This is a genomic window from Pedobacter xixiisoli (assembly GCF_900215335.1).
GTDB lineage: Bacteria > Bacteroidota > Bacteroidia > Sphingobacteriales > Sphingobacteriaceae > Pedobacter > Pedobacter xixiisoli.
Genome location: NZ_OCMT01000001.1, coordinates 976,972 through 995,989, shown reverse-complemented (window position 1 = coordinate 995,989; position 19,018 = coordinate 976,972). Strand labels below are relative to the sequence as shown.

At 37.1% G+C, this 19,018-nt stretch carries 17 protein-coding genes; 6 read left to right on the top strand and 11 right to left on the bottom strand.

Translation table 11 applies throughout. From position 1 onward, the window contains the following. Positions 1–53: 53 nt before the first annotated feature. Complete coding sequence (locus CRO54_RS03855) at positions 54–3,221, bottom strand: PAS domain S-box protein (protein WP_097128897.1); 3,168 nt, start codon at positions 3,219–3,221, stop codon at positions 54–56. Positions 3,222–3,631: 410 nt separating this feature from the next. On the opposite strand from CRO54_RS03855, the gene CRO54_RS03850 reads away from it, so the two are divergent. Together CRO54_RS03850 and CRO54_RS03845 are read left to right on the top strand one after the other, a co-directional pair. Continuing rightward, complete coding sequence (locus CRO54_RS03850) at positions 3,632–4,045, top strand: hypothetical protein (protein WP_097128895.1); 414 nt, start codon at positions 3,632–3,634, stop codon at positions 4,043–4,045. 9 nt (positions 4,046–4,054) lie between these two features. Further along, on the top strand, positions 4,055–4,984 hold the full coding sequence (locus CRO54_RS03845) for a YihY/virulence factor BrkB family protein (protein ID WP_097128893.1): 930 nt from the start codon (positions 4,055–4,057) through the stop codon (positions 4,982–4,984). 8 nt (positions 4,985–4,992) lie between these two features. On the opposite strand, the gene CRO54_RS03840 is transcribed toward CRO54_RS03845, so the two are convergent. After that, positions 4,993–5,184 (bottom strand): hypothetical protein, encoded by a 192-nt coding sequence (locus CRO54_RS03840; protein WP_097128891.1) that lies wholly within the window; start codon positions 5,182–5,184, stop codon positions 4,993–4,995. A 107-nt stretch (positions 5,185–5,291) separates the two neighbouring features. Here CRO54_RS03840 and CRO54_RS03835 point away from each other — a divergent pair, with 107 nt between their 5' ends. Beyond that, complete coding sequence (locus tag CRO54_RS03835) at positions 5,292–6,011, top strand: DUF481 domain-containing protein (protein WP_097128889.1); 720 nt, start codon at positions 5,292–5,294, stop codon at positions 6,009–6,011. Position 6,012: 1 nt separating this feature from the next. Here CRO54_RS03835 and CRO54_RS03830 read toward each other — a convergent pair whose 3' ends face one another. Further along, positions 6,013–6,465, bottom strand: coding sequence for a ferritin-like domain-containing protein (locus tag CRO54_RS03830; RefSeq protein ID WP_097128887.1), 453 nt, complete (start codon positions 6,463–6,465; stop codon positions 6,013–6,015). A 228-nt stretch (positions 6,466–6,693) separates the two neighbouring features. On the opposite strand from CRO54_RS03830, the gene CRO54_RS03825 reads away from it, so the two are divergent. Further along, on the top strand, positions 6,694–7,401 hold the full coding sequence (locus tag CRO54_RS03825) for a GNAT family N-acetyltransferase (RefSeq protein WP_097128885.1): 708 nt from the start codon (positions 6,694–6,696) through the stop codon (positions 7,399–7,401). Here CRO54_RS03825 and CRO54_RS03820 read toward each other — a convergent pair. After that, positions 7,396–7,605, bottom strand: a complete 210-nt coding sequence (locus tag CRO54_RS03820) for a DUF6965 family protein (RefSeq protein ID WP_097128882.1) — start codon at positions 7,603–7,605, stop codon at positions 7,396–7,398. The genes CRO54_RS03825 and CRO54_RS03820 overlap by 6 nt on opposite strands. Positions 7,606–7,763: 158 nt before the next feature. Between CRO54_RS03820 and CRO54_RS03815 the strand changes: the two genes are divergently transcribed. Then, positions 7,764–8,405, top strand: coding sequence for a TetR/AcrR family transcriptional regulator (locus CRO54_RS03815; RefSeq protein WP_097128880.1), 642 nt, complete (start codon positions 7,764–7,766; stop codon positions 8,403–8,405). A 9-nt stretch (positions 8,406–8,414) separates the two neighbouring features. Here the strand turns inward: CRO54_RS03815 and CRO54_RS03810 are convergent, their stop codons facing one another. From CRO54_RS03810 to CRO54_RS03795, 4 genes are all read right to left on the bottom strand, one after another. After that, on the bottom strand, positions 8,415–10,202 hold the full coding sequence (locus tag CRO54_RS03810; protein WP_097128878.1) for a sensor histidine kinase: 1,788 nt from the start codon (positions 10,200–10,202) through the stop codon (positions 8,415–8,417). Then, positions 10,180–10,815, bottom strand: coding sequence for a response regulator transcription factor (locus CRO54_RS03805; protein WP_097128875.1), 636 nt, complete (start codon positions 10,813–10,815; stop codon positions 10,180–10,182). Before CRO54_RS03805 ends, CRO54_RS03810 begins: the two co-directional genes overlap by 23 nt. Positions 10,816–10,905: 90 nt before the next feature. After that, positions 10,906–11,715: a mechanosensitive ion channel family protein gene (locus CRO54_RS03800; protein WP_097128873.1), complete on the bottom strand. Its 810-nt coding sequence runs from the start codon at positions 11,713–11,715 to the stop codon at positions 10,906–10,908. A 197-nt stretch (positions 11,716–11,912) separates the two neighbouring features. Then, positions 11,913–13,754, bottom strand: coding sequence for a carbon starvation CstA family protein (locus tag CRO54_RS03795; RefSeq protein ID WP_097128871.1), 1,842 nt, complete (start codon positions 13,752–13,754; stop codon positions 11,913–11,915). A gap of 380 nt (positions 13,755–14,134) precedes the next feature. On the opposite strand from CRO54_RS03795, the gene CRO54_RS03790 reads away from it, so the two are divergent. Then, positions 14,135–14,698 (top strand): biliverdin-producing heme oxygenase, encoded by a 564-nt coding sequence (locus CRO54_RS03790; protein WP_097128869.1) that lies wholly within the window; start codon positions 14,135–14,137, stop codon positions 14,696–14,698. 98 nt (positions 14,699–14,796) lie between these two features. Here the strand turns inward: CRO54_RS03790 and CRO54_RS03785 are convergent, their stop codons facing one another. The 3 genes from CRO54_RS03785 to CRO54_RS03775 are packed head-to-tail and all read right to left on the bottom strand — an operon-like array spanning position 14,797 to position 19,008. Further along, positions 14,797–16,059 (bottom strand): YeiH family protein, encoded by a 1,263-nt coding sequence (locus CRO54_RS03785; RefSeq protein ID WP_097128867.1) that lies wholly within the window; start codon positions 16,057–16,059, stop codon positions 14,797–14,799. Further along, the gene (locus CRO54_RS03780) at positions 16,046–17,515 is read right to left on the bottom strand and encodes a phytoene desaturase family protein (protein WP_097128865.1); all 1,470 of its coding nucleotides are present in this window, start codon (positions 17,513–17,515) and stop codon (positions 16,046–16,048) included. The genes CRO54_RS03785 and CRO54_RS03780 overlap by 14 nt, the downstream gene beginning before the upstream one ends. Then, positions 17,515–19,008, bottom strand: a complete 1,494-nt coding sequence (locus tag CRO54_RS03775) for a hypothetical protein (protein WP_097128863.1) — start codon at positions 19,006–19,008, stop codon at positions 17,515–17,517. Before CRO54_RS03775 ends, CRO54_RS03780 begins: the two co-directional genes overlap by 1 nt. Between the last annotated feature and the right edge of the window lie 10 nt (positions 19,009–19,018).

Here is a 19,018-nt window from a genome sequence, read left to right as displayed (position 1 = left end):
CAATATTTCAATCTTCAACGAGAAATTAAATGATGAAGCGAATATAAAATATATTAGTCTTTTTTAATCCATTTTAAGATTGCCGCCGAAAAAGTTTTCTCAACGATGGGCTTTGCTATGAAATCGTTCATTCCATTTTTCTTTGATTTATCTACTTCATTCATAGTATGGCTTGCTGTTAGCGCAATTACAGGCACTGTATTTCCTTTTTCCAGCTGTCGTATTTCGTTTGTAGCTTCGTAGCCATTCATTAGGGGCATTTGCAAGTCCATTAAAATTAAATCGGGCATGCTCAACTTACAAGCTTCCAGCGCCTCTTTTCCGTTAGTTACTTTCGTTAATTGTGCATTTGGTACAATTCTATTTAACATGGCTGCAGTTAACATCATATTAATGGCATTATCTTCTGCAACTAATATGTGAAGCTTACTTCCCATTAAACTATCGATGGTTTGTTGTTTATCCAAGTTAAACTTCATATCAACACGATCCGGTTTTTTTGAAGATTTAGCCAACGGAAGCTTCAAATCGAAAAAGAAGATACTCCCCTTTTCTAATTCACTTTCTAATTGCAGCTTGCTCCCCATCATTGCCAATAATTTATTCGAGATCGATAGACCTAGCCCAGTGCCTCCATAACGTTTGGCCGTATAACGCTCTTCCTGTGTAAAAGCATCGAATATTTTATGTTGGTGCTCTTTCCTGATACCTATGCCCGTATCATGAACTGAAAATCGAAGTGTAACTTCGGTAGCTGTAGCAAATTGTAAAGCTACATCTAGTTCTATACTTCCTTCTTCTGTGAATTTCGAAGCATTAGACAATAAATTGAGTAAGACCTGTTTCAGCCTACTCCCATCTGCAAGCACGGTTTTTGGCAAATCATCGGCTAAGCCCAGTTTCATCTGCAATCCTTTTTTCTGCACTTGATAAGTGAGAATATCTGCTGCCTGATGTGCTACTTCAACGATATCACAAGGCTCGATATCCAATTCCAACTTCCCTGCTTCTATCTTCGAAAAATCCAATACATCGTCTATCAAAGTTAACAACGCCGATGCCGACTGGTTAACAATGCTGACATATTGCTGTTGAGTTGTGGAAAGTTCCGTTTTTTGAAGTAAATCGCTGAAACCAATCACACCGTTAAGTGGCGTTCTAATTTCATGGCTCATGTTGGCCAAAAACTCAGATTTAGCTCTATTAGCATCATCAGCTATTAGTTTTGCCTTTTTTATTTCCTCTCGTTGCTCTACCAAATCACTCACATCCTGTGCAGAAATCATCATGCCACCAATAGCATCATCAAACTCAAACCAAGGTCGCATTTCCCAAGCTACGTGACGAACTTTAGCAAAATCAGCAAGTGTAGTTTTATCTTCTGCAGATGCCTCTAAAGCACCTGCCAATACACGTTGGTGTCGAGCTTTTGCTTCATCAGAAAGTGTAGGGAAAAGTTCGTAGTAAGATTTCCCTAAAGCAAAAGAATCTTCCAATGAAAAATCTGATATCCAACGGTTACTGGCGGCAATGTAATTCATTTGTTTATCTAACATAGCAACTGCTACTGGCGTGTGTTGCACAAAAGCAGACAGTATCGCCTGGGATTTTTGCATCTCCAGCTGTATTGTTTTTTTCTCATCAATATCTTGAAAAGTACCGTAAAGTCTTTTACAGACACCATTTTCGAATTCAGCTTTCCCCAACGCTCTAACCCATATTGTTTTACCTTGCGCAGTGGTAATCTGTAATTCTAAATCCCATTTTTTATTGTCTTTCATTGCTGCATCTACAGCAGTTTGGATCAACTCTCTACTTGATTCAGTATAAAAATGGATGGCAGATTCCAAAGTAGGCTCATAAGACTGTGGTACGCCATGAATGTCTTTGGTGATGGTGCTCCAGTGAAGCTGCTGTTTTTCGACGTTAAGTTGCCATCCACCAATTCCAGCGACAGAACTTGTTTCTTCCAACATATTCCTAGCCAGTTCAAGTTCTTTTTCAATCAGGTACCTTTCTGTAATATCAGTTCCATTAGAAATCACATACCTGTCGCCTTTGGCAGATAAATGCAGTAAATGATTAAAAATGATGCTTCTTCTATCGCCGTTAGGCAAATTGAAAGTCAACTGGTTCTGGCGTTTTCCGTCTATAGCAATAGCTTCCAAATATGTGCGTAACCGCTCCCATTCTGTGGAAGGAAAAACATCAAAAAGCGTCTTATCTTTTATTTCATCGGCATTAAAACCTAGCATTGCCGCACCTGCGGGATTAAGGGACAGCAAAGTTCCATCCAAATCGTGGGTAGCAATCATAGATTGAGACCCCTCAAATACAGTTCTAAATCTTGCTTCGCTTTCTTCAATCTGCTTATCTTTTAAAACTTCCTGTGTAACATCACGAGCCAAGGTAAAAAACTGACCAGATTCGGGGTCTGGACTACATGTGCACTGTACATAGCGATATTCTCCAGTCTTATGTTTTCCACGAAATATAAATTTCACTACAGATTCTCCAGCCTTGATGCGTTCGAGATAAGTCATTGCATGTTCGTGGTCGTCTGGATGCATGAACTCAAACAAAGAAATCGCACACATTTGCTCTTGGGTTAAGCCAACCATATCAAGCAAAGCTGGATTTGCCTTTTTGAACAAACCATCTGCACCAATCCAACTCAACATGTCTCCAGAAAGTTCAAAAAGTTTCTCAAAAGAGCTTAAGTCTTCTTTATTCTTACGTTCGAGCAGTAGCGTCATTAAGCTTTCAGCAAGTAAGCCCAACGCTGTACGTTGTTCTTTATTTAGGCTTCTTGAACGATAATCCATCACGGTTAATGTGCCAAAGGCAACACCTTCGGCATCTATTAAAGGATAGCCAGCATAAAAACGGATATCAGCAATTTCTGGGATTGCTAGCGCTCGCTTACTTTGCCAGTCATCGTCTAAGCTAAATTCAGATACTTCTTTTGTTTTCAGATCATTAAACAAATCTAATTCAATAGGAACTTCGTTTAATTGAATTCCAATTTTTGATTTAAACCAGTGCCTTTGTGTATCTGCAAAAGAAATTAACGCAATTGGAGTTGAGCAAACAATTGAGGCCAGCTTAGCAATTCGATCGAATTCTTCTTCGTTAGCAGTCCCTATAATTTTGTAGGCAGATAGCAAACTTGGGAAGTTAATTTTCTCGGTAGTTGTAGAGATGTTAATATTATTTTTCAAGATTGCTGGTTTACGGTTAATAAAGCGTGTCTTTTTTTAGACTTAAAAACAAATCATGTATAACTAGTTACTTAACTTTTATTATTCAACCAAATACATTAATATTCAAAAGTAAAAAGCTTTTGACATTGTTATAGAGCTGATTACGCACTTAAAACTTCTAAAAAAATCCAAATGTATTGAAATGAACCTCGTTAAACTGTTTGTGATTTTAGAGGCAATCATTCCATATAGTTTTAAAAAGCAAAAAATAGACCAATTATTACAACGAAAATTTATTGTTCAAAAGCAAAAGCCTGAGCTCAAAAAACCTTATCTGACTCGACCTAAAACCATCTTCATTTCTTCAAAATGAAGTTTTTACAAACATTTTTTGCGGTTACAGGGTTAGACTTATTCAATTTAATACTATGCAGAAAAAACTACGACAACTTTTCGTTAATTATTGGAATACCGCAAAAAACCACGCTAAAGCAAGAATACAAGCACAAAAGTACAAAGTAGTACTTGCTATTTTTAAACTTTTAGCCGACTTAATTACCAATGCTTCGATTGTTGTTTGCTTGCTGCTAGTTATCTTTCTTACCAGCATTACCTTATCTTTCTCCTTATCAGTATTCTTTGGGAGTCACGTTTTAGGATTTTTAGCTGCTACCCTTACCCTAACCTTAGCTGCATTACTTGTGCTATGGAAGCGTAAAAAGGTAGAAAATTATTTTGCAGGTTTAACCATTGCCAGATATTTTGAAAAACGAAGAGCAGCAAATGAAGAAAACTTAGCAGACAAAAGGAAATCATTTGATTTTTACAGAAACGCTAGATAAAAGTATCCTATGAAAAAAAACAAATTAACTTTTAAGGGCATTTTTAAAGTATTGAAAGCTACTTTTAGTGGTTTTAGTGACCATAATGTAACTAAGTTAAGCGGTTCGTTAGCTTACTACACTGTTTTTTCTATGGCTCCATTATTGGTTGTGATTATATCACTATGTGGAATTTTTCTGGGTCAAGAGGCTGCAGAAGGACAGATTTATCAGCAACTGAGCGGCTTTATGGGAAAAGAAACTGCTTTACAGTTACAAGAAATTGTTAAGAAAGCTGCCATAGGTAACAAAGGAAATATTGCCTTTATCATTGGTATCGTTACCCTTTTAGTGGGTGCTACCACAGTATTTGCAGACATTCAGGATTCTATCAATACTATTTGGGGCATTAAGCCGAAACCTAAAAGAGGTTGGTTAAAGCTGCTGCAAAATAGATTCCTGTCCTTCTCTGTTATCATTAGTTTAGGTTTTCTTTTATTGGTTTCCTTAGTAGTAACTTCCCTATTAGATGGTTTCAGCAAACAACTAGAAATACGCTTCTCTGATGTTTCTGTGGTATTTTTCTATATCATTAACCAAATAGTAACTTTAGTAGTGATTGCAGTAATATTTGGGGTAATATTCAGGGTATTACCCGATGCCGAGATTAAGTGGCGTGATGTGATTTTAGGTTCCTTGGTAACCGCAATATTGTTCATGATTGGCAAGTTTGCCATATCTATTTACATTGGGCAAAGCGATGTTGGCAGTACCTATGGCGCAGCTGGGTCATTGGTTATTTTACTGCTTTGGACCTACTATTCTTCTATCATCCTTTATTTTGGAGCAGAATTCACCAAAGCTTACGCCATTGCATACGGTTCAGAAATAAGACCTTCGCATTATGCGGTAAGTACTAAACAGGTAGAAATTGAAACTGGCAATAAACCTGTTGAATAAGGCAAACGTTAGTGTTTTTCGCCCTTATCGTATTTACTGTTGCAGGTTTCGTCGCGGTCGTAATGGTCAGCTAACTCTTCCGAACTTTTAATGTTTATTTTCTCAGAAGGAGAACTAAACGTATGGCTGCCGTTCATTTCGTAAGACTTATCGGTGGTGCCTTCAGGCCGTTGTCCAGAGATTATTTTTTTCTTTTCCATGTTAGTAATGATTTTGAGTGATGAAATCTAAACAACCGAAAACACACTTTGTTGGAGCGAAAAACCCAAAAAATGAACCTTTAGCCCATTTAACTGTTTTTTAAAACATGAAGAAATGGATACTCGTTTTAATTATCGTATTTAATTGCGTCATCATGAAAGCGCAATATAACGACAGTACCTTTTACCACGTAGCACTTACCGCAACGGGCTCTTTAAATGAAACCAGCACTGGAAATGCTTACCTGCTAAACAATGGTTTAAACTTCGGCATTAAGAAAAAAGACATCGTACTCAATTCGGCAACCAATTGGCTATATGGCAAGCAAAACAGTCTGCTAAGCAACAATGACTTTTCGTCTACACTTAACTTTAACCTTTACAAGAGCCTACCTCACTTTTATTACTGGGGATTATTGAATTATGCCACCAGCTATTCATTAAAAATCAACCACCAAGTACAAGCAGGTTTGGGTATTGCCTACAATATTATAGATAAAGAAAATTTCTATGTTAATATTAGCGATGGTGTAGTATATGATACGAGTAACTTGCTTTCGGACACCAAATACGATACCTATCGAAACTCACTTCGACTGCAGTATCGAATTAAGATAAAGGAATTGATTTTGTTTGAAGGAAGTAATTTCATTCAAAATTCTTTTGCCAAAGGCGATGATTACATTATTCGCAGTACAAACAAATTGGGTATACAATTGAAGAAGTGGATTAGCTTAACCACCTCTCTCAATTATAACCGAATGAATATCACACGAAGCGAAAACCTAAACCTTACCTACGGCATTACGCTCGACAAATACTTCTGATTTATCGAGCCAAATTTCTCAGTTCCTTGATTTTATCATGAGACTTATCTAATTGCACAGACTGAGCACTTACCGTATCATGAGCAATTCCGCTAAGCCTATTCTGTTGTATAACTGAATGATAGGCGTTTTTGATGATATCCTCGCCCCTTTCCGCTTCAGAAAGAATACTTTCTCGGTCAGTACCACCAAATAACGATTTCACGTCAATCCAAGCACGATGCAAACTGCCTGTTACACTATTTCCAGTTTCTGGTTCGCCTTCATTAGCTGCGACAATCAATGTCAGTTCTTCCGCAAATTTATCGCTCTGCAAGGCGAATTCTTCAAAAAGCACTTTTAAATCTCCGTTATCCATTTCATCATCAATGTTTTTTATCGCTTTGTGAAATCCCGCTGCTCTGTCGTTATTAAGCTCAATAAGCTCGTTTAATAAGTGAATTTTTGTCGTCATAATTTTCAAATTAGAGATGCTTGATTTTCGTTTTCAGCACCAGATGCTTTTGAAAATAAACAACTGTAAGAACTTAAAGTTTATTTGTAATAAAAATCAGCCAATAAATAAAAATTAGGTTAGCGAAAACATACGCAGGCTTCTTGTCCGAGTGGTGTAATATTAATGAGTTGTTTCGCCAAACCTGTAGCTGAATGTATATTTTAGCTAGATCACACACAGAAAACAATGACTACAAAATATCCTAGATTAGACCAAACTATAATTAATAAACTTGATAATCCAGTTTGGAGTTCCTTAGCAGAAACACACCAACAACACTGTCTAAATTTAGGCGGCTTTCGTTTTTTCAATCCAGAATATTGCCCATTTGGAACATTCCTAGAACAAAAGGTTGACCTAAAAGCATTAGAGGACTATGCAGAGCTAGCAAACAAATTTTTCGTAGTAGGTAACAAACCAGATGCTCGCCCAGAAAATATAAAACTAGTTGGGGAATTAGTTTGCGACCAAATGCTATTGCTGCAGCACGCATCAGTTGATTTTAAAGACGAAATTGTGTTATTAAATGAGAATCATCAAAAAGAATTGACTGATCTAGTTACTTTGGTCATGCCTGGTTATTACAGAAGCAAAACCTCTCTATTAGGAAACTACTATGGCATTTTTAAAGACAATAAACTAGTAGCGGTTACGGGAGAACGTATGGCGATAAATGGAGCTACCGAAGTTAGCGCAGTAGTTACACATCCGCAACATTTAGGAAACGGCTATGCCAAACAATTGGTAGCTCATGTAGCCAACGGAATACTAAACGAAGAAAAATTGCCTTTTCTACATGTTGCAGCTACAAATATGGGCGCAATTAAACTTTATGAAAAACTTGGCTTTACCTTCAGAAGAAAAATAAGCTTTTGGAATTACGAAAAGCTATAAATTAGCCTCAATCAGTAATTTCATCTTAAGAAGCCTTGTCATTAAAGGAGATTTGGTGAGTTCTACCTTCGCAAATTTTAATCCTTCGAAATGAGAATTCACGAACAGTGCATAGTCGTGTACGGTGTTTGCTTCATCTAAATGTACGGGCATTTGTGGTGCAGGAGCATTTTTGTACCACTCTTCAAGCTCTTCAATCGTCATGGTTCAAAAATAAAGTAAACTTTCCATCAATTGATGATTAAGCGCAATGAAAAATTTGCACAATGTAGGTAAAAGCGATATGTCACTGAATATCAGATAGCATCCAAGTAATCCTAAATTCTTTTACTTTTGTGCAATTAACTGCGCCATTAAGTTATATGGAAAAAAAATCCAACGAAAAAATTAAACCAGCTAGAGAAAAAAACAAAGAAAAAAGCAAAGAGCAATTTCTTAATGCTGTGGGTGAAATTCTACAAACCAAAGGTTACGCAGCACTAAAAATTAATGATGTTGCTGCTACTGCAAGATTAGACAAGAAACTGATCTATCGTTATTTCGGCGGCTTTGACCAATTGCTAGATGAATATGTGCTTTCTAAAGATTTCTGGAGCAACGTTAAGGGAGAAAAAGTTCCTTCTATAATTGAAGATGGTGGCAAGGACTTCTTAAAGCAAATGTTCCAAAATCAATTTGATACTTTGGAGCATAACATAGAATTGCAAAAAATTCTGCTTTGGAGGCTTTCGCAGCAGCGCAATTCGCTTACTAAGCTTACAAAAGAGCAGGAAAATGTTGGTGAGCAAATTTTTGCCAGTATGGTAGACCCTCATTTTAATGGCAAATCTGAAACTTTCCGAGCTATTTGTGCTATACTCGTTTCTGGTTTGTATTACCTTAATATGAGCACTGCACATAACAGCACAACGTTTTGTGGAATTGATTTAGAAGATAAGAAAGGAAGAAATCAAATTAAAAAGGCTATTGATTTTATTGTAGAGCAGACTTATGACAACTTATAGAATAAAAGATTAATTATTTTTAATCGGAATATCAATTAATACAATTGTGCCCTGGCCTACCGCACTGCTTATCTCAAAATCGCCTTTGTAATGGTGTATTCGTTCTCCTATATTTTCTAAACCAAAACCTTTTTCAGTTTCATCTACATTAAAACCGAGCCCATCATCGGTAAATTGGAAATGGTAATGATCATCATATCCGTAAAACTCTATGGTAACCAGTTTGGCTTTACCATGTTTAATGGCGTTGTTAATTAGTTCTAATGCTATTAGATAGATATCGTAAATCCATTTCTCATTAATTCTTTCTGGAAAATCGTAGCAAAAGAGCTCAATCTCTGTGTTTTCGATCCCATCGTTAAGTATTGCGATCTGACTTCGCAAGCTTGAAAGCAAAGCACCTTCATCAAGCGCTTTCGGGAGAATTTTATGTGAAATATCTCGGATATCACTTGCAAGCTCTGTGATGGTTTCTTTTGCCAATCTTGAATTTTTCATATCAAACAGGTGTAAGATATAAGCTATTTTACTGCCTACGTTATCATGTATGATGTTTGCTATATTTCTACGTTCTCTTAATTGCACAGTATTGATAGCACTCAATGAGTTTTCTTTCTCTCGTATTACCTCCTGCATCAATTCGCTATTCCTCAAAAAAACCTCTACGTAATTTCTAGACAACACCACTCCAAATAAAAACACTTCATACAAACTAGCATAAACCATCCATTGGTCTCCTAAAGATTTTGGAATAACTTCGAAAGTTTTAAGAATTAAGCAAGCGCCCCAAATCAATTGGGGTGCAAAAGCAAGTAGCGCATAAATTGCTTGTTTCCTCTCTATTTTTAAATGTGTTATAGCGGCCCAGAATAAGGTCACTATAGCTAACATAAATATGATATAACCTAAAACAAAAAACGGCCTAAAATCTAAATCTGGTGAAATCACTAAGAAGAAAATAGATAGAAATACAAGGAGAAGATTAATGCCACACAAAATAGAAATCAGCTTGTATTTAAAAAATTGATTTTCCTTTAAGCGTAAGAAGCAGCTTAAAAAGTAGCTTAGTGCAATGTACCACAACGCTCCAGTAAAAACCCTTGCTTCACTAAAGAACAAAAACTGTGGAAACAGCAAATGTTTAGCAAAATTGGTAGATATCATTACATAAAGCACGGTTAATAAAGAGTAACCGATGTAGTAAATGTAGAGCCGCTTTTTGGTCATTAAGTAGAGGATTCCGTTGATCATCAATAGAAAAAAAGCAATACCAATAAAAAATGCTACCAAAGCTATTTTTCTGGATGACTTAGTTTCAAGAGATACAGAATTATCTAGATGATAAGAAAATTCGAAGAAAGAAGTTTGCTTTTTAAGTCGAACCCAAACTATTTTTTCTTCGCCCGGTTCAATTTCTATTTCGTACGCTAAAGTGCTAAGAAAAGGACTTTGATTAGCGGTACGGTCGCCAAGTAAACGAATCTTCTTATAATCAAAAAATGTTAAACTATCGATATGATAATTATCGAAACACAGCCACGTTTTTGCAGTTTGCGATGAAGACGGGTTCTTGAAACTAAAGTAGCACCAAACGGCGTCGTATTTATTGTATCCAATATTGAGGTCTTGCTTTTCTCGAAAAAATTTAAACTCTTTTTTTTGAATAGCGGTTAATTGCCATTTCGAACCTTTATCAAGAATATATCCAGAGCGAGTAGTGATTTTTTGGATACCAGCAGCTTTCATGCTGCTAAAAAAGCCTAGAAGAAGAAAACTAACTAAGTAGATTGTTCTCATGGGCAAACTTGATGAGCGAACTACTATTCGTAATTTCTAGTTTCTTATGGATATTTCTCCGATGAGTATCTACCGTTGTTTTACTAACAAAAAGAGCATCGGCAATTTCCTTACTGGTTAGTCCTTTGATAATTAATTTAATTACCTCTTTTTCCTGCTTAGAAATCCGGAATTTATTGATAATAGGGACATCTATCTCTCTATAAATACCTACGCTTTTGCTATCTTTCCCGTTGACATAAAACGCTCCATTCAAATCAGCTTCAATTACATTCATCAACTCTTCTGCAGTGGTTTCTTTTTTTAAGAAGGCATCCATTCCCATTCTCCTTGCCTTTTGGATAAGAAAATCTTCGTAATAAGCTGTGAGTATAATTTTTTTTGTATTCTTTAACTGATGTTTCAATTCATCAAGTAATAAAAAACCATCGGCACTATCAATATTTAAATCGCAGATAAATACATCAACTGCGTGATTACTGATGTATTCCTTACAGGCGGTTACGTTGTTGAATTTAGCTATACGATAATCACGTCCAGTATTTTTAAATAGTTCGGCAATTCCATTTAAAAAAAGCTGGTGATCATCACAAATAACAATATGCTTGGACATAATTTGACGCGAAAAGCTATTGTCTAAAACTAGGATTTTGTTTCAATATCTACAACAATTAGTTTTAGAAACGAAAAATCTACAGCTGCTCTATTTATCTCCGGTTCCAGGCAATTTTATGCCACTTGCTTTTAGATTTTGCATCAGCTTTTGCTGAAACAAAAATTTATTATCGATAAAGCCGTGAGCCTCCAACCATACATTCATGGTTACTTTATAGCCACTTTCTTCTAGTACAGATACTCCGATACGGCGTTCCGGAGTTTTTAAACATCCTTCAAAATCGTCAACGGTCTTATTAAAAACTTCAACAATCTTATCATAATCTATTCCGTAGCTGAACTTTATCTCGATATCCAATCGCCTACTTCCTTCTCTACTGATATTGATGATTACTTCGTTAGAAAGCTTTCCATTTGGAATGATTACCGTCCTATTGTCGAAGGTCTTTATAATGGTATAAAAAATTTGGATTGACATTACCGTACCCTCTTGGTTTTGAGCAATGATATTATTGCCAACTACGAAAGGTTTAAGCAATAAAATCAATACACCACTAGCAAAGTTCTGCAAGGTACCAGAAAGTGCCAAGCCAGCTGCCACACCCAAACCACCAATCAGCACTGTTAAAAAAGTTAACTGTATGCCAATAATCTGCATTACCGTTAAAATGAGTAATATTCTTAGCGTTGTAATAACTAAACTAAGTAAAAATGGAGCCAATGATGGATTAATCTTGTTTTTAAGTAATTTCTTTTTCAGAAAACGACTAAATATTTTAATCAACCACATGCCGCCAAATAACAAGACTAAACCTAATAATAAAGAGGGCCCTGTTTGAATAATCCAATCGTAAGCTTTATCGTAAAAACGATCAATATCTTTAGCATCTACTTTCATAACTGATTTTCTTATCAAATATGTTTAAGACAACAACATGAGTAACAAAGATGTTTTACAACTACCTTAACTAAGGCTGAGAGGAGAACCAAGCCCTAACTATAAATCAGCTGTGTAAAAATTAGAAGATAAATAACTGAAATGCAAAAAGCCTCTAGTTTGAGGCTAGAGGCTTACAAAACATTGAAGAAATGCTGTTATCTTTCTACCAATTCTTTCACCGTATCTCCATAGTGATCGGTATATGCTCCCTCCATCTTCAGCAACTTGCTCCATCTCTTAAAGGTGTTAATGAACACAATGAACATCAATATCATTGCCAAAATAGCTAACGAAGCTAAAAGGTACTGCTGTTTTGGAAGATAGATATTTACCACTTGCTCGTAACCAGCCCAAAAAGTAATGACGGCCATAAATACCCCCGGAATTGCCGAACATAATGCATATTTCTTTCTATTCAGCCTGATTAGCATAGTGGTACACACAATCAATCCACAGGCAGCCAACAATTGGTTACTGATACCGAAAAGAGGCCAAATACTACTTACATTTCCGGTGTAAACCAAATATCCCCAAGAGAAAGTAAAAATAAAACTGCAAATGATAATTCCAGGCATCCAATTCTTATCATTGAACTTAGGAACTACAGTACCTATCATTTCTTGTAGGAAGAAACGACCAACCCTAGTGCCTGCATCAATAGCGGTAAGGATAAATACGGCCTCGAACATAATGGCAAAATTGTACCAATAAGCCATCACATCATCCATAAAGGGGATTTTATTAAAGATATGTGCCATACCAACGGCAAGAGACACCGCTCCGCCAGTTCTACCATGCAGATCTACGCCAATCTTCTCACTAAAATGAGCCAAGTCCACAGCATGTAAACTAGGATTTTGTGCTAAAAAAGAATCGTACAACTCCTTAGGTGTATTGATAGCAAAGTAATCGCCAGGCACTAATGTACAAGCTGCAATTAAAGCCATCAATGCCACAAAACCTTCCACCAACATCGCACCATATCCTACAAAAAGGATTTCCTTTTCGTTATTTAGCATTTTCGGCGTGGTACCTGTTGCAATTACTGCATGGAAACCAGAAATAGCGCCACAAGCAATAACGATAAAAATAAATGGCAATACTGGTCCGCCAATTACTGGACCGCCACCATTAATAAATTCGGTGATGGCTGGCATTTGTAAGGTTGGGTGCACAAATATTACCCCAACGGCCAACATCAAAATGGTTCCAATTTTTAGGTAAGTTGATAAATAATCTCTCGGTACCAAAAGCAGCCAAACGGGTAAAACCGATGCTAAAAATCCGTAAATGGTGATGGAGATAGAAATAGTCTTGATGTTCCAATGAAAGATATCACTGATTTCTTTAATCTGCATTAGTGAATGCCCACCGATGATACTAGCAATCAGCAAAACACCACCAATGATGCTCGCAATGGTGACACTGTTTTTTTTGTAACGCATAATCAGCCCCATAATTACCGCAATAGGCATAGTGGCAATTACCGTAAATAACGACCAAGAAGCTTCATGCATGGCACTGATACAAGCCAACGAAAGTCCTGCTAAGGTTAAAATAAGGATGAACAGAATTGCAAAACCGGCTATAATACCTGTTCCCTTTCCAATTTCCTTGCTGGCTATGGTGGCTAAGCTTTCGCCTTTATGGCGTACCGATGCGAAAAGTACAATCATATCATGTACACCGCCTCCCAATACGCAACCAATTAATATCCATAGTGTGCCAGGCAAATAACCAAATTGGGCTGCCAATACCGGCCCAACCAATGGACCTGCTGCTGCAATAGCTGCGAAATGATGCCCAAAAAGTACGTTTTTATTGGTAGCCACGTAGTCTTTTCCATCCGCAAATTCTATAGCGGGTGTAACATTGTTTGCATTCAGTTTCAACACCTTATTGGCCATAAAAATACCGTAGGTACGGTAAGCTATCGCAAACACTAGCAGCGACACAAATACAAGCGTTAAGGCATTTACGCCATTCAAGAATTCCATAATGGTTTTTATACTATTTTAGTTGGTTTAGATAGAGCCTTACCACATTTATAACTAATGCCCTTGACGTTTCTCGCCATAATGCGAAGATAAACATTCGCCGAAAAGTCGAAATTAATTTTCTACTGTTTTTATGTAAGTAACAATATTTTATCAATTGATTATTGGATTTTTCTCAAATTTTAGAAAATAGATACCCATATTTATCGTTAATGAATTACTATGACGGGACGTTGAAAAGACACTTCTATTTTAAAGCAATTTATTCAATCAATTAGTTGATATTTGCTTCTGAAACCCTGATAAAACTATTTTCAGTGAATAGAAATGGTAGTAAAATAGTTTATCATCGTTCAATTTTTAAAAATTATAACCCACATATGTTAAGCGCAACAATTAAAGAAGCTACTAAAAAGCCCCACCAAGAAGTAGAAAAAAAAGTGGTACTTCGCATAAAATCTATTCGTAATGAGGCAGATTATGCCGATCTGCTAAAGCATTTCTACGCTTATTTCAATGCAGTAGAAAATATAATTACCCCATATATTACCACGCAAATACTTCCAGATACAGCAGAGCGCCGTAATTCATCTTATATTAAAAATGATATTGAAACTTTAGGTTACACTATTGATGATTTACCAAATGCTGTAGCTCCAGAAGTAACGAATTTAGCCCAAGCTATGGGTGCATTATATGTTCTAGAAGGCTCTATTATGGGAGGTCCATACATTGTTAAAATGCTTCAAAAGGTAGGTTTAAACAATGGATTTTCATTTTTTAGTGGTTATGGAGAATCATCTGGTTCAAAATGGGCTGCATTTACGAGTGTACTTAATACCATTGCTAAAAACGAGGAAGAAGAAAGTGAAGTGTTGCAAGCTGCCAACCAAACTTTCGCACGTTTTGGTGATGTATTTGGCGAAGTAACGGTTACTGGTTAAATATTAACAACAACATAAAAAAACGCCCGACTAGCTAATCGGGCGTTTTTTTTATGTTTAAGATTTAGCTGGTTTAATTTAAATAATGCTTGACTAAATTAAGATCCGAATAAAAAATAGGCGATTACCAACGTAATCACAATATTGAATAATTGTGCAATTACAAAGGCATAAAATGGTTTTTTACTATTCTTATCGAATAGTTCAGAGAATTTTGTTTCTAGACCTATGCTGGTGAAAGCCAAAGCAAACCATACTCCTTGCAAATTCTTTAAGCTATCTTTTACTGCACCAATTGCTTCTTGAGAAAGGAAGAAGCTAAACAATACCGAAGCTCCCACAAAACCAATAACAAACTTTGGAAATCGTTCCCAGATGACCTTCAAAGTTGGTTTGCTGCCTTCTTCTTTAGCCTGTGGATTTTGGGTGTAAGTCCAATATACAGAGATGGCAAAAGCGGCAATTCCTAATAATACATTTTGCGAAAACTTAACAATAGTACTGATTTTCAAGGCTGTTTCGCCCACCAAAGAACCAGAAGCGACTACAGCGCCAGTGGTGTCGATACTACCACCTAGCCACGCTCCCGTTACTTCTTCGCTAAAATTGAAGTAATGTGCAATGTAGGGCATAAATATCATCATCGGAATAGCTGTAATTAACACCATTGAAATGACATACGACAGCTTTTTAGGATCGCCTTTGATGGCACCAGAAGTGGCAATGGCTGCCGAAACACCACAAATAGATACTGCACTTGAAATCATCATGGTTAGTTCTTTATCTACCTTTAACTTTTTACAAAGCCAAAAAGCGAAATACCAAACCGAAAGCACCACTACGAGCGCCTGTATCAAACCTAAAGAGCCTGCCTTTAAAATATCGGCAAAGATGACTGTGGTGCCCAAGAGCACTAGACCTATCTTTACAAAAAGCTCGGTAGAAAGACTCTCCACAAACCATTTTGGCAATTTAAAGAAGTTACTGATGGCCAAACCGATGCCCAAACTGAAAATTACACCTTCTAAATTTAGGGCTCTCATGGCTGAACTACCAGCAATCACCAAAGCCACAATAGTTAATACGTACACTGCTGGTACAACTATCAACAGATTTTTAACGGATTTGCGCATCAGCAATGCGCCTAAAATTGCAATGGCAAAAATGAGCAAAAACTGATAAATAAATTTCAGCAGGTTCCCTAATGCCAATACTTTTTCGGTTAGTTCTGAAGCATCTGTCCATTTCACAGCTGGCACTTGAATAATTAATCCTAATAGGGAAAGAATGATGATTAAAAAGCCAAGCGCAACTACGGTCCAGTCTTCGGTAAATGTGAATTTTGTTTTAGTTTGAGTCATTATGTGGGGTAATTGTATGTGGTAACTTGATCTTAAAAATATCTTTGAGTGCAGTTTTAGCGGCATGATAACCACACATTCCATGCACACCGCCACCTGGCGGCGTAGAGGAAGAACAGATATAAATTGATGGATGAGAAGTTCGATAAGGAGTAATACTCAATGTGGGTCTGGTGTACAATTGTTGCAAGTCTATAATCCCACCATTGATATCGCCACCAATATAATTTGGATTGTAGGCTGCTAACTGCTGCGTGTTTAAAGTAGATTTTGCGATAATTCTATCTTTAAAACCTGGTGCAAAACGTTCTACCTGATTTTCTATCGCAGTGGTCATATCTTTGTTTGAGCCATTGGGTACGTGGCAATAAGCCCACACCGTATGTTTTCCTTCGGGTGCTCTGGTTTGATCGAAAACACTTTGTTGAGACAATAACACAAAAGGTTTTTCGGGATGCTGCCCTTTAGAAGTGATTTTTTCGTTCTGTGCTATTTCCTCAAAAGTATTCCCCAAATGTACCGTGGCTGCTTTACCGCACAGTTCGTTTGTAAAGGGAACTGATCCATCTAAAGCCCAATCTACTTTAAAAACTCCCATTCCATGCCTATATTTCTCCAACTGCTTTTGATAACTTGATGTCAATTTTTCGCTGGCAATTTTCAAGATTTGTTTTGGCGTAAGGTCTAAAAGCAGTGCTTTATGTGAAGGCAAATCGTCTAGTTTTTTTACAAAATTGCCTGTCTGTATTTCGCCTCCCAAAGCAACAAAATAAGCAGCCAAAGCATTAGCGATAGCTTGGGAACCACCTTTTGGAATTGGCCATCCATGTTTATGTCCAACAGCAGATAAAATTAGGCCAATAGCAGATGAAGCCCAATTACTCAACGGTTGTATGGCATGTGCCGACATTCCCGCCCACAAACCTCTCGCCGCTTTAGTTTTGAATCCCTTCACTAGTAAACTAGCTGGCTGAATAGCATTTAGCCCAAACTTCGCCAATAGAAATGGATGTTGAGGAAAACGCAAAGGTCCCATCGTATCTTGCGCCAGTTCTTCCCAATTTTCTACAATAGGACTGATTAACTTTCGATAGCGTTTACCATCTAGGCCTAAAGAATTGACTGTTTCATCGATGGACCGAGATAAAAAAGCAACACTACCATCATCAAAAGGATGTGCGGCTTGAATTGGCGCATCAATAAATTCCAAACCATATTGCGCTAAAGGCAAGGTAGAAAAGAATGGAGAACCCAAGGCCATTGGATGAATAGCAGAACATACGTCGTGCAGATAGTTTGGCAAGGTCAATTCCTGCGTACGCATACCACCGCCAATGGTATCCTTTCCTTCTATCAAAAGTACCGACAAGCCCTGTTGTTGCATCGTAATCGCCGCAGCAAGCCCGTTCGGCCCAGAGCCAACCACTATCGCATCGTATTGATTTTTACTACTCATTATTTATTTAAACTTAACAAAGGATGTCGATACGCCGATTTCTTTAATTCTACATATAGCGAATCATTATGGTCATCCGTACCTTTCAAAATTATGGTTTGCGCATCTGGACGTGAATAGTTCAATGTCATTTTTTCCTCTCTGTGGTTCTTGTTTTTGTTCACTAATTTAAGAACTCTTTTAACGGTATCGGCCTCGTAATAATAAAACACTCTACCTTGTATACCGGCATATTCCCAATCGATTCTAAGGTCTCTTGGAGATTTAGCTTTTGGTTGATGTTTTCCTGAGGCATCTAAATGATATCTTCTAAAATCTCCACGCCAATCGAAATACAATTTACCATCATAAGGTTCTCCAACTCTCGGATAACTCCCTGCCGCAAACGAAGCTATCTGCTGTGGTTTGTCTACATATTTCACTCCGATAGATGACCATTTTTCGAAAATTACATCTTGCCATCTGTTGTTGTTTAGTGGGTTTTGTGGCAGTTCAACACCATTACGTTTGAAGGTTTCAACCTCATAAATACCAGCCGTATTTGCTAATCCCGCAGTATTTGGCAACTTATAATAATCGTTTTGTATGACTGCCCTTACTTCATAATAAGCAAACAAAACCACCAAAAGAAAATTGAAAACTACTTTTAAGCCAGTTCGTAGCCAACGTTGCCAAGCTTTATCTAAAGTAGGATAATAATGTTTCAACCAAGCATCTTTTTCCTTCACAATCACCTGATAAATGGCCGGAATATCTTTCCACAATAAGAACAAAGCCAACAGCGCCATTAAAGCACTAGGCACTTGTTCACCAATATCGTAGGCATGATTTGATAGGGCAATGTTTCCGAACACGACAAATGCCAGAGCTGCGCCGAGCGATGTGGTTTTTCTAAATAGCAACAAGAAACCTGCAAAAAATTCTGCAAAACCTAGGTAAACTTCATAAGTAGGTGCCACACTAAGCACTTCCCAATACAATCGTTTAGCAAAGAAATTAATGAGGTCTGTATTCCATATCGCTTCAAACTGGGTAGGCATTTGCATTACAAATATCTTTTTGTAACCCCAACTTATACCTGCGTAACCCACACGGTAACGGGCAAATACACGCACCAAATAATACAAATCATTATATGATGGTCTGTGCTTATCGAAATATCCCCAAATTAGTGCAGCTATGATTGAAATTAGCAATACAAACGGCCAGTTGATGTAACTAGCGATACCAAAAAAACCACTTTCAGAATACACATTTAAGAACTGCGGATTAAAAAACGCCGCCATTTCCGTCAACTGCCTGTAGTTAAGATTAAGCCAGTCGAAATGCCCCAGCATGACGTAATAGCCATAATCTGTAGGCACACTCATAATGGTAAAAAAGATGAACGCTATCCTAAACGCTATTTTTTCCTTCTTACTCCAGTTTTGGTTAGTGTGTACATCGGCATTGCTTTCTCCAGACCGCCAATGCAAATCAATAATTTGTTTCATGATGATGCGG

Excerpts from the sequence above, each read along its gene's own strand:
- CRO54_RS03795 (WP_097128871.1), bottom strand. The coding sequence starts at position 13,754 with ATGGAATTCTTGAATGGCGTAAATGCCTTAACGCTTGTATTTGTGTCG.
- CRO54_RS03815 (WP_097128880.1), top strand. The coding sequence starts at position 7,764 with ATGGAAAAAAAATCCAACGAAAAAATTAAACCAGCTAGAGAAAAAAAC.
- CRO54_RS03835 (WP_097128889.1), top strand. The coding sequence starts at position 5,292 with ATGAAGAAATGGATACTCGTTTTAATTATCGTATTTAATTGCGTCATC.
- CRO54_RS03805 (WP_097128875.1), bottom strand. The coding sequence starts at position 10,815 with ATGTCCAAGCATATTGTTATTTGTGATGATCACCAGCTTTTTTTAAAT.
- CRO54_RS03775 (WP_097128863.1), bottom strand. The coding sequence starts at position 19,008 with ATGAAACAAATTATTGATTTGCATTGGCGGTCTGGAGAAAGCAATGCC.
- CRO54_RS03810 (WP_097128878.1), bottom strand. The coding sequence starts at position 10,202 with ATGAGAACAATCTACTTAGTTAGTTTTCTTCTTCTAGGCTTTTTTAGC.
- CRO54_RS03825 (WP_097128885.1), top strand. The coding sequence starts at position 6,694 with ATGACTACAAAATATCCTAGATTAGACCAAACTATAATTAATAAACTT.
- CRO54_RS03780 (WP_097128865.1), bottom strand. The coding sequence starts at position 17,515 with ATGAGTAGTAAAAATCAATACGATGCGATAGTGGTTGGCTCTGGGCCG.
- CRO54_RS03840 (WP_097128891.1), bottom strand. The coding sequence starts at position 5,184 with ATGGAAAAGAAAAAAATAATCTCTGGACAACGGCCTGAAGGCACCACC.
- CRO54_RS03820 (WP_097128882.1), bottom strand. The coding sequence starts at position 7,605 with ATGACGATTGAAGAGCTTGAAGAGTGGTACAAAAATGCTCCTGCACCA.
- CRO54_RS03830 (WP_097128887.1), bottom strand. The coding sequence starts at position 6,465 with ATGACGACAAAAATTCACTTATTAAACGAGCTTATTGAGCTTAATAAC.
- CRO54_RS03800 (WP_097128873.1), bottom strand. The coding sequence starts at position 11,715 with ATGAAAGTAGATGCTAAAGATATTGATCGTTTTTACGATAAAGCTTAC.
- CRO54_RS03785 (WP_097128867.1), bottom strand. The coding sequence starts at position 16,059 with ATGACTCAAACTAAAACAAAATTCACATTTACCGAAGACTGGACCGTA.
- CRO54_RS03845 (WP_097128893.1), top strand. The coding sequence starts at position 4,055 with ATGAAAAAAAACAAATTAACTTTTAAGGGCATTTTTAAAGTATTGAAA.
- CRO54_RS03850 (WP_097128895.1), top strand. The coding sequence starts at position 3,632 with ATGCAGAAAAAACTACGACAACTTTTCGTTAATTATTGGAATACCGCA.
- CRO54_RS03790 (WP_097128869.1), top strand. The coding sequence starts at position 14,135 with ATGTTAAGCGCAACAATTAAAGAAGCTACTAAAAAGCCCCACCAAGAA.